The 18276-nt window shown below is 58.6% G+C and carries 17 protein-coding genes; 7 read left to right on the top strand and 10 right to left on the bottom strand.

Going from position 1 to position 18276, the window contains the following annotated elements; all coding sequences use genetic code 11:
* Positions 1-47: 47 nt before the first annotated feature.
* The 3 genes from rpmA to F6A13_RS01725 form a co-directional block, all read right to left on the bottom strand.
* The gene (gene rpmA / locus F6A13_RS01715; protein ID WP_113526346.1) at positions 48-308 is read right to left on the bottom strand and encodes a 50S ribosomal protein L27; all 261 of its coding nucleotides are present in this window, start codon (positions 306-308) and stop codon (positions 48-50) included.
* A gap of 11 nt (positions 309-319) precedes the next feature.
* Complete coding sequence (gene rplU, locus F6A13_RS01720) at positions 320-631, bottom strand: 50S ribosomal protein L21 (protein ID WP_113526347.1); 312 nt, start codon at positions 629-631, stop codon at positions 320-322.
* 69 nt (positions 632-700) lie between these two features.
* Positions 701-1138 (bottom strand): YaiI/YqxD family protein, encoded by a 438-nt coding sequence (locus F6A13_RS01725; protein WP_113526348.1) that lies wholly within the window; start codon positions 1136-1138, stop codon positions 701-703.
* A 167-nt stretch (positions 1139-1305) separates the two neighbouring features.
* Between F6A13_RS01725 and F6A13_RS01730 the strand changes: the two genes are divergently transcribed.
* The 5 genes from F6A13_RS01730 to F6A13_RS01755 all read left to right on the top strand — a co-directional run bounded on the left by F6A13_RS01730 (position 1306) and on the right by F6A13_RS01755 (position 7850).
* Positions 1306-2229 (top strand): type I restriction endonuclease, encoded by a 924-nt coding sequence (locus F6A13_RS01730; protein WP_225981907.1) that lies wholly within the window; start codon positions 1306-1308, stop codon positions 2227-2229.
* Position 2230: 1 nt separating this feature from the next.
* A complete protein-coding gene (locus F6A13_RS15525; protein ID WP_197722482.1) occupies positions 2231-2557 on the top strand; it encodes a hypothetical protein in 327 nt (108 codons plus the stop codon).
* A gap of 103 nt (positions 2558-2660) precedes the next feature.
* On the top strand, positions 2661-4283 hold the full coding sequence (locus F6A13_RS01740) for a type I restriction-modification system subunit M (protein ID WP_126604544.1): 1623 nt from the start codon (positions 2661-2663) through the stop codon (positions 4281-4283).
* Positions 4284-4366: 83 nt separating this feature from the next.
* Positions 4367-4555, top strand: a complete 189-nt coding sequence (locus tag F6A13_RS01745) for a hypothetical protein (RefSeq protein ID WP_225981908.1) — start codon at positions 4367-4369, stop codon at positions 4553-4555.
* Between the two features lie 235 nt (positions 4556-4790).
* The gene (locus tag F6A13_RS01755; protein WP_172959339.1) at positions 4791-7850 is read left to right on the top strand and encodes an L-glutamate gamma-semialdehyde dehydrogenase; all 3060 of its coding nucleotides are present in this window, start codon (positions 4791-4793) and stop codon (positions 7848-7850) included.
* Positions 7851-7853: 3 nt separating this feature from the next.
* On the opposite strand, the gene F6A13_RS01760 is transcribed toward F6A13_RS01755, so the two are convergent.
* The 7 genes from F6A13_RS01760 to metX form a co-directional block, all read right to left on the bottom strand.
* Positions 7854-9404 (bottom strand): SulP family inorganic anion transporter, encoded by a 1551-nt coding sequence (locus tag F6A13_RS01760; RefSeq protein WP_113527378.1) that lies wholly within the window; start codon positions 9402-9404, stop codon positions 7854-7856.
* A 9-nt stretch (positions 9405-9413) separates the two neighbouring features.
* Positions 9414-10043, bottom strand: coding sequence for a carbonic anhydrase (locus F6A13_RS01765; RefSeq protein ID WP_113527379.1), 630 nt, complete (start codon positions 10041-10043; stop codon positions 9414-9416).
* A 168-nt stretch (positions 10044-10211) separates the two neighbouring features.
* Positions 10212-12566, bottom strand: a complete 2355-nt coding sequence (metE, locus tag F6A13_RS01770) for a 5-methyltetrahydropteroyltriglutamate--homocysteine S-methyltransferase (protein WP_126604543.1) — start codon at positions 12564-12566, stop codon at positions 10212-10214.
* 95 nt (positions 12567-12661) lie between these two features.
* The gene (ubiE, locus tag F6A13_RS01775; RefSeq protein WP_126604542.1) at positions 12662-13447 is read right to left on the bottom strand and encodes a bifunctional demethylmenaquinone methyltransferase/2-methoxy-6-polyprenyl-1,4-benzoquinol methylase UbiE; all 786 of its coding nucleotides are present in this window, start codon (positions 13445-13447) and stop codon (positions 12662-12664) included.
* A gap of 47 nt (positions 13448-13494) precedes the next feature.
* The gene (locus F6A13_RS01780; RefSeq protein ID WP_126604541.1) at positions 13495-14151 is read right to left on the bottom strand and encodes a glutathione S-transferase family protein; all 657 of its coding nucleotides are present in this window, start codon (positions 14149-14151) and stop codon (positions 13495-13497) included.
* A gap of 19 nt (positions 14152-14170) precedes the next feature.
* Positions 14171-14776: a methionine biosynthesis protein MetW gene (gene metW / locus F6A13_RS01785; RefSeq protein WP_113527383.1), complete on the bottom strand. Its 606-nt coding sequence runs from the start codon at positions 14774-14776 to the stop codon at positions 14171-14173.
* Complete coding sequence (gene metX / locus F6A13_RS01790; protein WP_113527384.1) at positions 14773-15924, bottom strand: homoserine O-succinyltransferase MetX; 1152 nt, start codon at positions 15922-15924, stop codon at positions 14773-14775. The genes metW and metX overlap by 4 nt, the downstream gene beginning before the upstream one ends.
* 191 nt (positions 15925-16115) lie before the next feature.
* On the opposite strand from metX, the gene F6A13_RS01795 reads away from it, so the two are divergent.
* Complete coding sequence (locus tag F6A13_RS01795) at positions 16116-16895, top strand: hypothetical protein (RefSeq protein WP_225981909.1); 780 nt, start codon at positions 16116-16118, stop codon at positions 16893-16895.
* A 132-nt stretch (positions 16896-17027) separates the two neighbouring features.
* A complete protein-coding gene (gene glyA / locus F6A13_RS01800) occupies positions 17028-18272 on the top strand; it encodes a serine hydroxymethyltransferase (RefSeq protein ID WP_151528016.1) in 1245 nt (414 codons plus the stop codon).
* Positions 18273-18276 lie beyond the last annotated feature (4 nt).

The raw sequence follows: 18276 nt of genomic DNA on the forward strand, positions 1-18276 counted from the left end.
CCCGCTCCCGCAAAAACGGGGCGGGGTCCCTCCGGGCGGTAGCCTGATCAGCCTGCCGAAACGACGCTGACGGTGCGTACCTGGCGCGGACCTTTGCGCTCGAACTTCACGACACCTTCGGCGGTGGCAAAGAGGGTATGGTCTTTGCCGATACCGACGTTGGCGCCCGGATAAAACTGGGTGCCACGCTGACGAATGATGATGTTGCCGCTGATGACCTCCTGTCCGGCGTAGCGCTTGACGCCCAGACGCTTGGACTCGGAATCGCGACCGTTACGGGAGGAACCGCCAGCCTTCTTGTGTGCCATGATTGTGCTCCTTAGGCTTCAATGCCGGTAATGCGGACTTCGGTAAAGTACTGACGATGGCCCTGCTGCTTACGGTAGTGCTTGCGCCGACGCATCTTGAAAATATGTACCTTTTTCGCGCGGCCCTGGCTGAGTACGGTGGCTTTCACTGCGGCACCTTCCACCAGAGGTCGTCCTACCTGGACGTCCTCACCAACGCCGACCATGAGCACACGGTCCAGTGCAAGTTCGGCTCCCGGCTCTACTTCCATCTTTTCGAGCCGGAGCTTGTCGCCCACTGTCACCCGATACTGCTTGCCACCATTTTCAATGACCGCGTACATCACAGACCTCCAACAAGGGTTTCGCCGGGACTGCCCGGAAAAGTTCGCAAGGATAGCGTTATCAGTCTATTAACGCAAGAGGAAATCCAGAGCGTTGGCAAAGGCCTGCCGGTCGGCTTGACTCAGGGTGGCGGGACCGCCGGTACGGACGCCGGAATCTCGAAGTTGCTCCATCATATCCCGTATCCGCAGGCGCTCGCGGATGGTTTCGGGGGAATACCGCTCGCCGCGCGGGCTGAGGGCATGGCCATTTTTTTTCAGCACAGCAGCGGCTAGGGGAATATCGGCGGTGATGACCAGATCGCCCGCTTCAATGCAGCGCACGATTTCATCGTCGGCCACATCAAAGCCTCCCGGCACTACCACACTGCGAATATGAGCAGTGTGGGGCACGCGCAGGGGCTGATTGGCGACCAGAGTCAGGGGCAGTTTCAGACGCGTACTGGCGCGAAACAGAATTTCCTTGATGACATTGGGGCAGGCGTCGGCATCGACCCAGATATGCATGGAAGCACTCGGAACTGTTGGAGGAATAGACCTTGGCACAGACGGGGCGAGCTGGCAATGCCAGCATCCCGTCACGCAAGCGACTCACCACTTAACGGAAAGCGGTAAAATTTTGTCCTATAAGCCCAACAGCGTAGAATGCACCAAAACATGTCGCTGGAGAACGCATGAAACCGGAAGACCGCACCCGGAAACAAATCAACGCTCCAGGCACCTACAGTCGGCCCGCTGATCGCCCGCATTCCGCCGTCCGCGAGGACACCATCGAATACGGCTTCATCGGCACCCTGCAAAACCTCAAATACGACTATCGCGACGATATTCATGACCGCGCCGCGCTGGAGCAAAACTTCCGCGAGAAATTCGAGGCGCTCAACCGCGTCCGTCTCACCGATGCCGAGTTCGCCCGCCTGCTGGAAGAAATCGTCACCCCGGATGTCTTTACCGCCGCCAGGACCCTACGCAGCATCAATGCCTTCACCCGCGACGACGGCACGCCGCTCAACTACACATTGGTCAACCTCAAGGACTGGTGCAAGAACACCTTCGAGGTCATCCACCAGCTGCGCATCAATACCGACTACAGCCACCACCGCTACGACGTCATCCTGCTCATCAACGGCGTGCCCTGCGTGCAGATCGAGCTGAAGACCCTGGGTGTCCATCCGCGCCGGGCCATGGAGCAGATCGTCGAATACAAGCACGACCCCGGCAACGGCTACACCAAGACGCTGCTCTGTTTCATGCAGTTGTTCATCGTCAGCAACGGCGACCGGACCTACTACTTCGCCAACAACAACGCCCGCCACTTCGCTTTCAATGCCGACGAGCGCTTTCTGCCCGTCTATGAATTCGCGGACGAGGACAACCGCAAGATCACCCAGCTCGACGCCTTCGCCGAACGCTTCCTGAAAAAGTGCGAGCTTGGCCAGACCATCAGCCGCTACATGGTGCTGCTCGCCGGTGAGCAAAAGCTCATGATGATGCGGCCCTACCAAGTCTATGCCGTGCAGCACATGATCCAGTGCATCGACGAAGATAACGGCAACGGCTACATCTGGCACACCACCGGCAGCGGCAAAGCTCTTTGACGTGAGCACGGACAACGTGGGGTTGCACCTCAAGAACATTTTTACGGATGGCGAACTAGAGGAGAAACCAGTTACCGAGGAATCCTCGGTAACTGCGGCCGACGGCAAAAACTACCTCACCAAGCTCTACAACCTCGACGCCATTCTGGCCGTGGGCTATCGGGTGCGCCAAGGCGGGCACCACATTGACGAGGCGGTGATCCGCCGCCGTTTTTCTGCCGGACGGCGCAACCTCGATCAAGCCTACAAGGCCGCTGTGGATACCTGGGCAGAATATGACAATGTCGGCGAAGAGCCGACCCTCTTGCAATGGGGAGAAAACCGATGAGCACCAAAGACATTTCCAATGCCAAAGACCCCGACCTGCGCGCATCCCTGGGGGCGTTGCGGCGGGCCGCCCAACAGGCAAACACCGAGAAAACGCTCAAACCATGACCGAAACCAACCAAAAACAACTGGGCAATACCCTCTGGAGCATCGCCGACCAACTGCGCGGGGCGATGGATGCGGACGACTTCCGCGACTACATGCTGTCTTTTCTCTTTCTGCGCTACCTCTCCGACAACTACGAGACGGCGGCGAAGAAGGAACTGGGCAAGGATTACCCCGATGTGGGCAAAGACACGCGCAAGGTGCCGCTGGCGCTCTGGTACGCCAACAACGCGGACGACATTCCGGCCTTCGAGAAGCAGATGCGCCGCAAGGTGCATTACGTTATTGAGCCACAGCACCTCTGGAACAGCATCGCCAACCTGGCCCGCACGCAAAACGCGGAGCTGCTCAACACGCTGCAGGCGGGCTTCAAATACATCGAGACGGAATCCTTCGAGAGCACCTTTCAGGGCCTGTTCTCCGAGATCGACCTGAGTTCGCCCAAGCTGGGCAAGACCTACACCGACCGCAACGCCAAGCTCTGCACCATCATCCAGAAAATCGCCGAAGGGCTGGCGGAGTTTTCCACGAACATCGACGCGCTGGGCGATGCCTATGAATACCTGATCGGCCAGTTTGCCGCTGGGTCGGGCAAGAAGGCGGGCGAGTTCTATACGCCGCAGCAGATTTCCGACATCCTCTCCGCCATCGTCACGCTGGACAGTCAGGAACCGAAAACCGGCACCAAAAAACGGCTGGAGAGCGTGATGGACTTCGCCTGCGGCTCCGGCTCGCTGCTGCTGAACGTGCGCAAGAGGGTGGCCAAGGCGGGCGGCACCATCGGCAAAATCTACGGCCAGGAAAAGAACATCACCACCTACAACCTCGCGCGCATGAACATGCTGCTGCACGGGGTGAAAGACACGGAGTTCGAGATCTTCCACGGCGACACCCTGCTCAACGAGTGGGACATGCTGCGCGAGCAGAACCCGGCGAAGAAGCCGAGCTTCGACGCCATCGTCGCCAATCCGCCCTTCAGCTACCGCTGGGAGCCCACCGACGCGCTGGCCGACGACGTGCGTTTCAAAAGCCACGGCCTCGCGCCGAAATCCGCTGCCGACTTCGCCTTTTTGCTGCACGGCTTTCATTTCCTGAAAGACGAAGGCGTGATGGCGATCATCCTGCCCCACGGGGTGCTATTCCGGGGAGGGGCGGAGGAACGCATCCGCACCAAGCTGCTGAAAGACGGCCACATCGACACCGTCATCGACTTGCCAGCGAACCTGTTCTATTCCACCGGTATTCCGGTTTGCGTCCTCGTGCTGAAAAAGTGCAAGAAGCCCGACGACGTGCTGTTCATCAACGCCGCCGAGCATTTCGTGAAAGGCAAGCGCCAGAACCAATTGAGCAAGGAACATATCAAGCGGATTGTCGATACCTACCAGTTCCGCAAGGAAGAACTGCGCTACGCCCGCCGCGTGGACATGGCGGAGATCGAGAAGAACGACTTTAACCTGAATATCTCCCGCTACATCAGCACGGCGGTGGCCGAGGAGGAAATCGACCTCGCGGCGACCCATGCGCGCCTGGTGGACATCGAGCGGGCGATCCAGATCGCGACGGCGAAACACAACGCTTTCCTCAAAGAACTCGGTATGCCGCTGTTACCGTCGGCGGACTGAAAATTTACATGACTTAGAGCGCGGTGCTTCGTAAAATAAGGACTTATGCGATACGGTAAGATAATTTCAGTGCGCCGGCCTGGATGGACTCGGAGATAGGAAAGCGTTACGTCGAGCGCGAGGAATCTCGCGAGCGCTTCAAGCAGGAAGCCTTGGCCTCATGGACGGCCTACAAGGAAACCGGCCGACACCTGACCGGCCAGGAAGTGCGCGCCTGGTTGAGCTCCTGGGATACTGATGACGAAAAGGCTATTCCTGAGTGCCACGAGTAACCGTCACCGAAGGCGCAGCGGAAGGCTTGGAACGCTGCCGGCAGTTTCTGGCGTCCACGGCCCTGGTAGTACCACAAGGCGCATAAAACCCGCAGGTGAAAAAAAGGAGGTAGGCACAGGCTGATCATGAACCCGATTACCTGCTGCAAGGAGCCTTATCGGAATGTCTCAAACCCGTTTACAATCAGTTTTACCCGGTGAACCTGCTGATTCCCCGGATTTTATTCGGAACAATGTGACACTGCCGCCCCCGTACCGGGATGAAAATCAGCAGGTTGAGGCGTTGCTGTCGGCGCTCAACGGCAAGCTGAACTGGCTGAATGTCATTGATCAGGCGCGGCCCTGGGTGGAGGCGGTACGCAAGCAGCCAGCCCCGTTCTGGGCGTTGGAATCGCTGTTGCGGGAATACCCCATCACCAGTGCCGAAGGCTTGGCCTTGATGCGTCTGGCCGAGGCCCTGCTGCGGGTGCCCGATACCGGCACCGCAGCGCTGCTGGCGGCGGACCAGTTGGGCAGAGCGCGCTTTGCCGGTGAAGAAAAACAGTCCTGGATCACCCAGATTTCCGGTCGCGTGCTGATTTTATCTCGCCGTCTGCTCGCCGAAAAAGAAACGCGCAGTCTGGTGCAAAGACTTGGTATGAATACCGTAGTGACGGCTGTGGTGCGTGCCATTGCGCTGCTAGGTCGGCAGTTTGTACTCGGACAGGATCTTGGCGAGGCGCGCCGGCGCTCCGCAGAGGCCCGGAAAAAACAGCCCGCACTATGTTATTCCTACGATATGCTCGGAGAGGGTGCCCGCAATAGTGCCGATGCGACCCGCTACGCGGCTTCTTATGAATCCGCATTGAGAGCACTCGCCACGCAAACCGGTAATGGAGGTCCTCGGGAACGCGATGGTATCTCCATCAAACTGTCAGCATTACACCCGCGCTTCGAAGAAGCCCAGCGCGCCCGTCTTTGGAGAGAACTTTTCCCCAAGCTGCAGCAACTGGCCGAGTTGGCCGCCCAGGGACGCCTGAATCTGACGCTGGATGCAGAAGAAAGTGATCGCCTTGAGTTGCAGCTCGATTTGCTGGATGCCTTGCAACAGCATATTGCCGGGCATGCGACTTGTGCAGGCTGGGACGGGATGGGTATTGCCGTGCAGGCGTATCAGAGCCGGGCGGATGCTGCCATTGATGAAGTTCTGGCCCGGACGCGTCGCAACCAGAGCCGTTTGATGTTGCGTCTGGTCAAGGGTGCTTACTGGGATATGGAAATCAAGAGAGCCCAGGAAATGGGTTTGTCCGGTTATCCGGTGTTCACCCATAAACATCATACCGATATCAGTTATCTGGCCGCTGCAGCGCGTCTCCTTGAAGAGGCGAATGGTCCACAGGCTCTGGTCTATCCGCAATTTGCCACCCACAACGCAGCGACCATTGCCGCGGTTTTGCAATTGGCGGATCAGCAACCCGATGCCCGTTTTGAGATGCAGCGCCTGCATGGTATGGGAGAAGGGATTTACCGGGAAGTTTTACGCCACGCCCGCATTCAGCACTTGCGGATATATGCCCCGGTAGGCCGTCATCGGGATCTGCTCGCCTACCTGGTGCGCCGCCTTCTCGAAAATGGGGCCAACACGTCTTTTATTCATCAGCTGGCCAATCAGCATGTGGCAGCCGAAGATTTGCTGGTCAGCCCGCTCTGGCGGGCTGAAGAAGTGGCACTGCCCAAACCGATAGAGATTTACGGCCGTTTGCATGGTGAATTGCGACTGAACAGTCAAGGAATGGATATGACTTATATTGTGGAACGCGGCCCGGTTCTGGAAGCTGCCCTGGCGCTGCGGGTACAGACCCCCGAAGAAATACAGGTGGAAGAGGTGGATCCGTTGATGCGCACGCTGCATGCCGGGCAAACACGCTGGGATGCGGTGCCCGTGGAGCGACGCGCCGAGATTTTGACCCAGGCGGCAGAGCTGCTGGAAACCCGACGGGATTCAATGATTGCTCTGGTGATGCGCGAAGCGCACAAAACTTTGGCAGATGCTGTGGCCGAACTGCGCGAAGCTGTGGATTTTTGCCGTTATTATGCCATTCAGGCCAAGACGCTCATGCGTAAGGAAGCCCTGCCCGGTCCTACCGGTGAGGCCAATTCCCTGAGTTTGCGGGGGCGTGGTGTGTTCGTTTGTATCAGCCCCTGGAATTTCCCCTTGGCGATTTTTGCCGGACAGGTTGTAGCGGCTCTGGTTACGGGCAATAGTGTGGCTGCCAAGCCCGCCGAACAGACCATGGCTATTGCCAAAGCTTTTGTCGCACTGCTGTGGGAAGCAGGTGTTCCCCGCGATGTGCTGGCGCTGATGCCGGGTGCTGGCGAAACCGTGGGTGCCGCTCTGGTGGCGCATCCGCTGACCAGCGGGGTGGTGTTTACCGGTTCGACGGGTGTTGCTCGCCACATTCATCAGGCCCTGGCCGTCAAAGAGGGCCCCATTGTGCCCTTGATTGCCGAAACCGGAGGCATCAATGCCATGATTGTGGACTCCACCGCTCTGGCCGAGCAGGTGGTGGATGCGGTGATTGCCTCGGCATTTCGTTCCGCCGGACAAAGATGTTCTGCACTGCGTTTGCTATGTGTGCAGGAAGAATGCGCGGAAGAAATTCTGACCATGCTGAAAGGCGCCATGCACGAGCTGGTGATTGGCCCTACGGTAGAATATGCCACTGATGTGGGACCAGTGATTGATGCCGACGCGCAGTCCAATATCCTTGCCCAAATGGCCCGTATTGAGCAGGGCGGAGGAAGATTGCTGGCCCGTTGTGCCTGGCCCGCATCCTTGCTGGAAAATGCCCACGCTACGGATATTTCTGTAGCGCTGACGATGCAGGATGATCAGCAGCGGGATCTGCATTTTGTGGCCCCCTGTGCTTACGCCATTAGCCATGTCAGTCAGGTTCGCGAGGAAATATTTGGTCCGGTGCTGCAGGTGGTCACCTGGAAAGCCGGACAAATCGACGCGCTGATTGATGCTATCAACGCTTTGGGATTCGGACTGACTTTGGGTGTCCAGACCCGGATTGATGACCGGGCGGCACATATTGCTGCGCGGTCCCGCTGCGGTAATGTGTACGTGAACCGCAACATGATTGGTGCAGTGGTTGGTGTGCAACCATTTGGTGGAGAAGGGTTAAGTGGAACCGGCCCGAAAGCCGGTGGTCCACATTATTTGTTGCGGATGGTGGCGGAACAGGCGGTGAGCATCAATACCACGGCAGCTGGAGGCAATGCGGAATTGCTGTCGCAGGGTCGACTGTGATCATTATACGGGGACCTTCAGCACCGGCGCATCAAAGCCCTGTTCCCGTAGGCGGATTTCACGCAAGGGCGCAGAGCGTTCAAAATCCCTGATCACTTCGAGGACATCGTGATCAATGAAACCCACATGTTCACCATCCAGTATGACCTCTGCGCCCTTTGGCAGTCGTTCCAGGATGTGGGAAAGTCGCGCCTTGTTGACAAATGTCACCTCCCGGTTCAAGGCAATTTTATAAGCGGGGCCCTCCCGGCCAATCTCTATGGCACTATGGTAATTGGCCTTGAGGACAAAGAACACCCCGGCCAGCAGGCCGATGATCACGCCGGTAATCAGGCTGGTGAATAAAATGGCAACGATGGTGATGAGGAAGGGTAAATACTGGGATTTATCCAGCTTGAACATTTTTTGGAAAATGTTTGGGTGGGCCAGCTTGAAGCCGACGAAAATCAGAATGGATGCCAAGGCAGCCAGCGGAATCTGGTTCAACAACGTCGCCAGAAACAGCACGGCGAGTAGCAGGAACAAGCCATGCAGAAAGGCACTTGCCTTGGTGCGGGCCCCGGCAGCCACGTTGGCCGTACTGCGCACGATAACCGCCGCCACAGGAAGCCCGCCGATCAGACCGCTGGCAATATTGGCCACACCTTGTCCGAGTAATTCGCGATCAAGGGGCGTACGTCGTTTGAATACATCCAGTTTGTCCGTTGCCTCGACGGATAACAGGCTCTCCAGACTGGTGATAAAGGTGAGGGCGATGGCGGTCACCCAGACGGCTTTCGATCCGATCATCCCCCAGTCCGGCATTTGCAGCATGCCCTGCAGATCCGCAACGGAGCGGATGATCGGCAGATTGACCAGGTTATGGCCGCTGACGGCCAGACCTGGAACGGCGTAGAGGAACAATGTGTTGAGCAGGGTGCCCAAGATCACCGCCATGAGTGGTCCCGACAGCCAGGTCTGTTTACGCAGTACCGCCACCTTGTCCCAAGTGATGAGAACCGAAAGGGCGAGTACGCTGACCAGCAGTGCGCCCCATTCCAGGTGGGCGAGGGCAGCGATGACACCAGTGAAGGTATTCTCGCCATGGGCGCTGATGAAATCCTGATTGCCAAATTCGCCCAGGTCAAAACCGATGGCATAAGGAAACTGTTTGAGGATGATGATGATACCGATCGCCGAAAGGATGCCCTGAATGACCGCGGAGGGGAAAAAATATGCGACGACGCCGGCACGGATGGCACCCAGAACGATCTGGATGCCCCCGGCAATGACTACCGCCAGCAGGAAGGCGGAGAAACTCGGCAAAGTCTGCATGGCCAGGAGCACCGTGGCGACGATGGCGGGCGTCGGACCGCTGACGGCCAGTTGCGAACGGCTGAACAAGGGGACCAGCAGGCCGCCCATAACGCCCGCAATCAGTCCGGCGATCATTGGTGTCCCTGACGCCAGAGCTACGCCGAGACAGAGCGGCATCGCTACCAGGGCGACGACCACGGCAGCGGGCACATCCGTGCGCAGATTTTTGAATGGCGAAAGATTGGCGCTGTTTTCCATATCGTGTCCTCAGGCCAACGGCTCGAACTGATGTTTCTCCGCACGATAGCTGAGGAGAGTGCCTTCTTCCATGTCGAAGTACCAGCCATGCAACTGCAACTCACCCCGCACCACGCGGCGGCGCACACTGTCGAAGGTCAGCAGGTTTTCAAGAGAAATCAGAATGCTGGCTTTTTCCAGTGCACGTGCCTGCTCTTCCGGGCTGGCATCGGCGTACTCCCGCAGCACGTCGGACCGGGCGTCTTTGGCAATCTCCACCCAGGGGCCGACATATTTGCCGTCGCTACCGTGAAGCAGCGCTTTTATGCCGCCGCAGTGTGAGTGGCCGTTGATGATGATATGTTCGACTTCCAGGCGGCTGACTGCGAATTCCACTGCAGCACTGGTACCGTGGAGATGGCCATCCTGCTCCGCCGGCGGCACGAGATTGGCGATATTGCGCACTACAAAAATGTCCCCGGGCTCGCTGCCGTAGAGGGCTGTGGGGGTGACCCGGGCATCGGAGCAACCCACCAGCATGACTTTCGGGCTTTGCCCATTATCCACGAGGGAATCGAAAAGGTCGGGGCGATCATCATAATAGGTACGGTGGAACGCCTTGAAGCCGTTGATCATGGCATCGGTCACGTCGTTTTTCATGGCTGTCACTCCCTCGTTATCGGTTGAAATTCAGACGTAAAGCGCCAGTTGGACCATGACGCCGACAACAAGGTTCAATAACCATATGCTTAGTTAATGATGGTCCGAAATGATTATAAAAAAGCCCTCGGAACAACGAGGGCTTCTTCACGGCTCCAGAGGTGGATGTCAACCGTGCCGGGCGCGAACCTGACGGGCTGCTTCGACCATATTCTCCAGTGCCGGGGTGACTTCCGCCCACTTGCGGGTTTTCAGACCACAGTCGGGATTGATCCAGAGACGTTCGGCGGGAACCACTTTAACTGCCTTCTCCATCAGACCCACCATCTCTTCGACGCTGGGGACGCGCGGGGAGTGGATGTCGTAGACGCCCGGTCCGATTTCGTTGGGGTAGTTGAAGGTTGCGAAGGCGTCCAGCAGCTCCATCTGCGAGCGGGAAGTCTCGATGGTGATGACATCGGCATCCATGGCCGCAATGGCGGGCAGAATGTCGTTGAACTCCGAGTAACACATGTGTGTGTGAATCTGGACATCATCGGGGGCGACCTGCGCCGAAATCCGGAAGGCGCGGGAGGCCCACTCGAGGTAGTGACCCCAATCCTTGCGCTTGAGGGGCAAACCCTCACGGTAGGCCGGTTCGTCGATCTGGATGATGCCGATGCCTGCGTCGATCAGGTCCTTGACCTCATCACGGATGGCCAGGGCGATCTGTAGTGCAGTACGTTCCCGGGGTTGGTCATCGCGGACGAAAGACCATTGCAGAATGGTCACCGGACCCGTGAGCATGCCCTTCATGGGCCGCTGGGTGAGAGACTGGGCGTACTTGCTCCAGGCTACCGTCATCGGAGTGGGACGGGAGACGTCGCCGAAAATCAGCGGCGGTTTGACGTAGCGTGAACCATAGCTCTGTACCCAGCCATGACGGGTAAAGGCGAAACCGGCGAGCTGCTCACCAAAGTATTCCACCATGTCATTGCGTTCCGGCTCACCGTGGACGGGTACGTCGATGCCCAGACGTTCCTGTTCCTTCACCACCAGGGCGATTTCTGCTTCCATGGCTTTCTGGTAATCAGCGTTGCTCAACTCACCCTTGCGATTCTGCAGGCGGGCTTTACGGATCTCGGGAGTCTGCGGGAAGCTGCCGATGCTGGTGGTGGGGAAGGCAGGCAGTTTGAAACGGGCGCGCTGCGCGGCTTCGCGGGTGGGGAAAGGGCTCTTGCGCCGACCATCATCCTGACCCAGTCCCTCCAGACGCTGGGCGACCGCCGGGTTGTGAATGCGTGGCGAGCTTTTGCGTGAGGCGGCGGCTGCGCGGGCGGCGGCCAGTTCCTGTGCCACCGACTCGACGCCTTCATTCAGCGCGCGTCCGATGATGGCGACTTCGTCCAGTTTCTGTACCGAGAAGGACAGCCAGGACTTGAGTTCGGCGTCCAGCTCGGTCTCCTGCTCCAAGTCTACCGGAGTGTGCAGCAGGCTGCAGGACGGTGCCACCCAGAGGCGATCACCGAGTTGTTTGTGAGCGGGTTGCAGCAGTTCCAGAGCAGCGTCCAGATCGGCGCGCCAGACGTTACGGCCATCGACGACGCCAAGGGAGAGTACCTTGTCGGCGGGATAGTCGCTGAGGAAACTGTTCAATTGCTGCGGCGCACGGCGCAGATCCAAGTGTACGCCGGCCACCGGCAGCGCCTTCAGTGCTTTGGCATGGTCGGCGACGGAGTCAAAATAGGTCGCCAGCAGCACCTTGGGCGTCTTGTGACTGTGCAGTGCCTGGTATGCGGATTCCAGCGCCTTGACCCATTCCTGGGGGAGATCGAGGGCGAGGGCAGGTTCGTCGATCTGTACCCATTCGACACCCATTTCCGCCAGACGCGCGAGTATCTCGGCATAAACCGGCAGGACCTTGGACAGCAGGGTCAACCGGTCAAAACAAGCGGTCCCGATCGGGGCGCCATGGCCATGACAGGCGCTGTCATCGTGATGATGTTGCGCTTCATGGTGTGCTTCTGCTTTCAGGTCCTTTTCCTTGCCCAGCCACAGATAGGTGATGGGGCCGACCAGTACGGGTTTGGCCTTGAGACCCAAGGACTGCACCTCTTTCACCTGATCAAACAGACGCTCGCTGCTGAGGCGGAAATCCATCCCCTCGTGGAACTCGGGGACGATGAAATGATAGTTGGCATCGAACCACTTGGTCATTTCCATGGCTGGCTGGGTGGCGGAGCCGCGGGCCATGGCGAAGAAGGTGTCCAGACCGACCTGACCGCCGGCGAAGCCGTAACGGGGCGGAATGGCACCAAGGGTGCAGCTCATGTCGAGCATGTGGTCGTAAAGGCTGAAATCACCGACGGGTACCAGATCCATGCCGCAGGTCTGTTGAATCCGCCAGTGACGGTCACGTAACTGGGCAGCGCGGGACTGCAACTCCTGCTCGTCAATTTCCCTGGACCAGAAGCTTTCCAGCGCCTTCTTCAGCTCGCGCTTGTGGCCGATACGGGGAAAACCGAGACTGTGGACCGATGTCATGGGCATTACTCCTCTGCGAAAATTGCCGCCATCATGCCCTGCCATGTCGGTGGGCTCAAGAGGGAATTTTTAGGCGTGGTGATGAAAAGCATTCATTAGTCCATCCGGAACCCGCGATGCAGTGCGACAATCCCGCCGGAGAGGTTGAATACCTCCACCCGCTCCAACCCGGCATCTTCCATCATTATTTTGAAGGTTTCCTGATCGGGGAAGCGGCGGATGGATTCCACCAGATACTGGTAGCTCTCACGGTCTTTGGCCACCAGTTCGCCAATTCGCGGCAATAACTTGAAGGAGTACATATCATATACGGTCTGCAAACCGGGCCAGCGTGGATGGGAGAATTCGAGGATCAATACCCGCCCACCGGTTTTCAGCACCCGATGAATTTCTTTCAGCGCCCTTTCCGGGTGGGTCATATTGCGAATACCGAAAGCCAGGGTGACCAGATCGAATTCGCGGTCAGGGAAAGGCAGATCCTCGGCGTTGGCCTCGACAAACTCCACTCCCGCGATGATGCCTTTGTCAGCCAGCCGACTTTCCCCCACCGCCAGCATCTCGGGATTGATGTCCGAGACCACGATGGAGCCGTTGGGCCGCACCCGCGGATAAATGGCGGCCGCCAGATCGCCCGTACCACCCGCCAGATCCAGTACCCGCTGCCCCGGCCGGGGCCGGGCGAGATCTACGGTAAAGCGTTTCCACAAACGGTGGACCCCGAGGGACATGAGATCGTTCATCAGGTCATATTTGCTGGCGACGTTGCTGAAAACCCCCCTGACGAGTTGCTCCTTCTCCGTCTCGGGTACCTCCTGGTAGCCGAAGTGGGTGGTCGGCACCAGTGCCTGACTCTGTTCCCCATTTTCGTGATGTGCGCTCATATGGTCTACTCCCCTGTTCTTTATCGGATTTGTGGTGCGGCGTTGGTTCAGGCAGTACGCAAAAACAGACTGCCTCTCTCACTAATATAGTTGCGCAGACGATCGGGGAAGTCCGCAGTTACCGATCCCGCCACTTCCGGCAGCTCCATGAGCAACGCCGTCAAACGTCGCAGTTTGCCCAAGGATTCCCAGCGCGGCAATGGGCGCAGGGTATGGAGGATTTCCATGCGCATGAACAGGGGAGCCAATGCGGCGTCTATCAGACTGAAGTCATCGCCAGCAAAGAATGCGCCGTTTCCCATGGCTTTATCCAGTCGCTCCAGTTTATCAAAAAGCTGACGACTGGCGGCGGTAAAACGCTCTTCTCCCTGAGCGACCATCATCTGCATCTGATCGCCCAGTATTTCGCTGCCGAAGGCAATCCAGGCGCGGTGCTGCGCCCGCTCCAGCGGGTCGGCAGGATGCAGCGCGGGGGCGATGGTTTCGTCCAGATATTCATTGATGACCTGCGAATCGAAAAGAACGGTGTGTTCATCGATCTTCAGGCAGGGGACTTTGCCCAGGGGCGACAGGGCCAGAAACCACTCCGGCTTATGCGCCAGATCAATGTGGGTGAGGGTGAAGCCCACCTGCTTGTGGAGCAGGGTGATGACGGAGCGCTGCACGTAAGGGCAGAGGGGAAAGCTGATGAGTTCTAGTCGCATGGCGTTCTCCTGCAGCGGGTCAGTGCACCTTCAGGGCGCAACGATAGAGGGCGACCTCGCCGAAAAGATTGGGCAACAGGCGGTTGCGCCAGGTCTCGCGACGCAGATCGTTCAGCACGACCCGCTGATGGACGGCAATCCCGTTATCATGGCACAGCGACTCGAAATCGCGGATCGTACACAGATGGATATTCGGCGTATCGTACCACGTATGGGGCAAAACATCCGTCATGGGCATGCGGCCACGGATACCCAGTTGCCAGCGCGCGTGCCAGTGCCCCATGTTGGGAAAAGTGACGATGACCTCGCGTCCCACCCGCAGCATCTCCAGCAGCAGTTCGCGCGGGTAGGTTGTAGCTTGCAGGGTCAGGGAAAGGACTACCGTATCGACGCTTTGATCGGCAAAATTACGCAAACCTTGATCGAGATCCTGCTGAATCACCGGTATGCCGCGGCGTATGGCCGCCACCACCCTCGCCTCCTCGATTTCCACGCCATAGCCCTGCACCCCTTTTTCGGCGCGCAGGTAAGCCAACAGTTCGCCTTCCCCGCAACCCAGATCGAGGATACGGCTCCGGGGGGCAATCCAGTCGGCGATGATCGCCAGGTCCTTACGCAGGGTCATGCGCCGACCTCTTCAGCAACCCGCCCCAGATAGGTGCCCAGCACTGCCACGTATTGGGGGATGGGCATCAGGAAAGAATCGTGACCATGCTCTGCCTCGATCTCCGCATAACTGACGTCCCGGTTACAGGTATACAGGGCTTGCACGATTTCGCGGGAGCGTTCCGGAGAGAAGCGCCAGTCCGAGCTGAAGGAAATCACCAGAAAGTTTGCCCGAGTGGAGGCAAAGGCCTCGGCCAGATTGCCCCCCCAGGCGCTGGCCGGATCAAAATAGTCCAAGGCCTTGGTGATATAAAGGTAGCTGTTGGCATCAAAGCGCTCCACAAAGCTGGAGCCCTGATAACGCAGATAACTCTCCACTTCAAAATCCACGTCGAAGCCGAAGGAGAAAGCCTTGCCGCCCCGGGTGTCGCGGCCGAATTTGGTACGCATGGCGTTGTCGGAGAGATAGGTGATATGGCCGATCATGCGTGCCAGCGACAGGCCGCGACGCGGTTTGGTGTTGTGCGCATAATAACGGCCGTTATAAAAGTCCGGATCCGTCATGATGGCTTGCCGGCAAACCTCGTTGAAGGCGATGTTCTGGGCGGTGAGCTTGGGTGCGGCGGCGATGACCACAGCATGCCGCAGGCGCTCCGGATAATCCATGCTCCACTGCATCACCTGCATGCCGCCAAGGCTGCCTCCCACAACCGCCGCCCACTGTTCAATGCCCAGATAGTCTGCCAGTTCGGCCTGGGTTTTCACCCAGTCGCGCACGGTGACCATGGGAAAATCCAATCCCCAGGGTGCACCGGTTTCCGGGTTGGTACTGGCTGGGCCGGTGGACCCCTTGCAGGAGCCGATGAAGTTGGCGCAGACAAAGAAAAACCGCTCCGTATCCATGGCCTTTCTCGGTCCCAGCAAGTGTTCCCACCAGCCGGGTTTGCGATCGTCCATGCTGTGATAGCCCGCTGCGTGGTGGTCGCCGGAAAGGGCATGGCAGAGCAGGATGGCGTTGCTCCGCTGCGCATTGAGTGTGCCGTAGGTCTCGTAGGCGAGGGTGTAGCCGGGCAGCCAGCGCCCGCACTCCAGCTCCAGAGGTGCCGAAAAGGTCACAGTCTGCGGGGTCACCAGTCCAACGGAATCGACGGGTATCTCTACTGGCATTATGCACTTCGATTTATAGGGAGAGCTGAAAGAGTCTAATCGCGCCGGCCCCCAGCTACAAGACGTGCCGGACAGATCCTGGTGCAGGTGTTTTGTCATGACCCGCATTCTTGGCTACACTGATCCCTGTTGTACCGGCCTGGTACAGGAATTGCGCGCAGGCCGTTTGTCCTTAGTCCGGGAGCAGCGCTTTGGCTTGGAATTGGTTGAATCGAATGATGACCTGGGTGGAAGGTGGAGCCGAGTTGGTAGCGGTGCGCCCCAAGCCATGGCTTGCCTTCGCCGCCGGGGCCCTGATCTTCGCCGCCATTCCCTTTCCGGGTTGGCTTATGGACGCGCTGGCACCGCTTGGATTGCTGGTCGGTCTGCGCATCGCCGGCCGCAGTGAGGGAGAGGAATACACCCCGCAGCAAACCCGGCACGCACTCCATGTGGCCGTTTTATGGGGCATGGTATTCGCGATATTCGGGATGATCTTCGAGTTCGGCCAGGATACGGTAGTGATGGGGGCCATCCTCGCCGGAATTCAGATGCCCTGGAATGACGGGTCTGGCTTGGGGCAGGGGTTCTGGGGCTGGTGGTTCGCATTCGGCGAGCGCTTCTCCAATCTGGCGCTCATGCCCTACTTCTGGTTCTCTCCCGCCTTTTTTGGTATCGCCCTTGCACTGCATAAAGGGCATGGCTGGCTGGAATCAGAGGTAGAAACCACGCTGACCCTGATTTTCCGGCCGGAGTTGCGCGACCCCCTGATTGCCCTGTGGGCCGCCATTCTGATCAGCAATGTGCTGATGCCCGCATTCTCTCAGCTTTGGCTCGGACTAGTGGTCTGGGTGCTTGGGCCACCGGTCATTTATGTGGCTTATCAGGATATTTTTGCGGACAAACAGCGGCCACGCCGTGGCAAGAAAGAAAAGGCGGCACCAAAGTTCGTTTTGCAGGGCCATCCCCAGCCGGTGCGTATCAAGATCTGAGCCGGCGCATGTCCAGGCGCTGGCGCCGGATGAAAGAGATTCATGGGTTATGCCAATTTTTCACCCTTGCTGTGACCGTGTGCATCCATTAGTGTTTACGCCTGCTTTTTCTGAAGCCCAAGGAGTTTCGCCATGTTTTCCAAGACCCTGACCATCGCTGATTTTGACCCCGTGCTTTGGGATGCCATGCGCAAAGAAACCCGGCGTCAGGAGGATCATGTCGAGCTCATCGCTTCCGAGAACTATGCCAGCCCCATGGTAATGGCCGCGCAGGGCTCGGTGCTGACCAACAAATACGCAGAAGGCTATCCTGGTAAACGCTACTATGGCGGTTGCGAGTACGTAGATATCGCCGAGCAGCTCGCCATGGACCGTGCGCTGGAGCTTTTTGGCGCCGAACATGCCAATGTCCAGGCGCACTCCGGCTCGCAGGCCAATCAGGCTGTTTACTTGTCCGTGCTCCAGCCCGGTGACAAGATCATGGGCATGAGCCTTGCTCATGGCGGCCACCTGACCCACGGCGCCAAAGTGAACGTGTCCGGCAAGCTTTTTCAGGTGGCGGCTTATGGCGTGCGCGCGGAAGACGGCCGCATCGATTATGACGCCATGGCGGAGCAGGCGGAGCGGGAACGCCCGAAGATGATCGTCGCCGGTGCCAGTGCCTACTCTCGCGTCATCGACTTCGCCCGCATCGGCGAGATTGCCCGCAGCATCGGCGCCTATCTGCTGGTGGACATGGCGCACATCGCCGGCCTTGTGGCCACGGGCCTGCACCCCAGCCCCGTGCCCCATGCGGATTTTGTCACCACCACCACCCACAAAACCCTGCGCGGTCCTCGCGGCGGATTGATCCTCTGCCGGGAGCAATATGGCAAAAAAGTGAACTCCCTGATCTTCCCCGGCTTACAGGGGGGGCCGCTGATGCATGTCATCGCTGCCAAGGCCGTCGCCTTCCGTGAAGCGCTGCGGCCGGAGTTCAAGTCCTATCAGCAGCAGGTCATTCATAACGCGCAAACCTTGAGCAAGGTGTTGGCGGGGCGTGGTTATGGCGCGGTTTCGGGTGGTACCGACAACCATCTCTTCTTGCTGAACCTGGGCGAGAAGGTCACGGGTAAGGAGGCGGAAGAGGCACTGGGACAGGCCAATATCACCGTCAACAAGAATGCCGTGCCCTTCGATATCCGCCCCCCGGCGGTTACCAGCGGCATCCGGATTGGTACGCCGGCCGCTACCACGCGAGGTTTTGGCGAGGCCGAAATGCATCGCCTGGGCAACGGCATTGCGGATGTCCTGGATGCGAGCAGCGATGCTGCGGTCATTGAGCGGGTCCGTGCAGATATGGAGGCCCTCTGCCATCAGTTCCCGGTGTACGGCTGAGTAT

This window comes from Acidithiobacillus sp. 'AMD consortium', from assembly GCF_008926505.1.
GTDB lineage: Bacteria > Pseudomonadota > Gammaproteobacteria > Acidithiobacillales > Acidithiobacillaceae > Acidithiobacillus > Acidithiobacillus ferridurans.

Excerpts from the sequence above, each read along its gene's own strand:
- rpmA (WP_113526346.1), bottom strand. The coding sequence starts at position 308 with ATGGCACACAAGAAGGCTGGCGGTTCCTCCCGTAACGGTCGCGATTCC.
- rplU (WP_113526347.1), bottom strand. The coding sequence starts at position 631 with ATGTACGCGGTCATTGAAAATGGTGGCAAGCAGTATCGGGTGACAGTG.
- F6A13_RS01725 (WP_113526348.1), bottom strand. The coding sequence starts at position 1,138 with ATGCATATCTGGGTCGATGCCGACGCCTGCCCCAATGTCATCAAGGAA.
- F6A13_RS01730 (WP_225981907.1), top strand. The coding sequence starts at position 1,306 with ATGAAACCGGAAGACCGCACCCGGAAACAAATCAACGCTCCAGGCACC.
- F6A13_RS01740 (WP_126604544.1), top strand. The coding sequence starts at position 2,661 with ATGACCGAAACCAACCAAAAACAACTGGGCAATACCCTCTGGAGCATC.
- F6A13_RS01745 (WP_225981908.1), top strand. The coding sequence starts at position 4,367 with ATGGACTCGGAGATAGGAAAGCGTTACGTCGAGCGCGAGGAATCTCGC.
- F6A13_RS01760 (WP_113527378.1), bottom strand. The coding sequence starts at position 9,404 with ATGGAAAACAGCGCCAATCTTTCGCCATTCAAAAATCTGCGCACGGAT.
- F6A13_RS01765 (WP_113527379.1), bottom strand. The coding sequence starts at position 10,043 with ATGAAAAACGACGTGACCGATGCCATGATCAACGGCTTCAAGGCGTTC.
- metE (WP_126604543.1), bottom strand. The coding sequence starts at position 12,566 with ATGACATCGGTCCACAGTCTCGGTTTTCCCCGTATCGGCCACAAGCGC.
- ubiE (WP_126604542.1), bottom strand. The coding sequence starts at position 13,447 with ATGAGCGCACATCACGAAAATGGGGAACAGAGTCAGGCACTGGTGCCG.
- F6A13_RS01780 (WP_126604541.1), bottom strand. The coding sequence starts at position 14,151 with ATGCGACTAGAACTCATCAGCTTTCCCCTCTGCCCTTACGTGCAGCGC.
- metW (WP_113527383.1), bottom strand. The coding sequence starts at position 14,776 with ATGACCCTGCGTAAGGACCTGGCGATCATCGCCGACTGGATTGCCCCC.
- metX (WP_113527384.1), bottom strand. The coding sequence starts at position 15,924 with ATGCCAGTAGAGATACCCGTCGATTCCGTTGGACTGGTGACCCCGCAG.
- glyA (WP_151528016.1), top strand. The coding sequence starts at position 17,028 with ATGTTTTCCAAGACCCTGACCATCGCTGATTTTGACCCCGTGCTTTGG.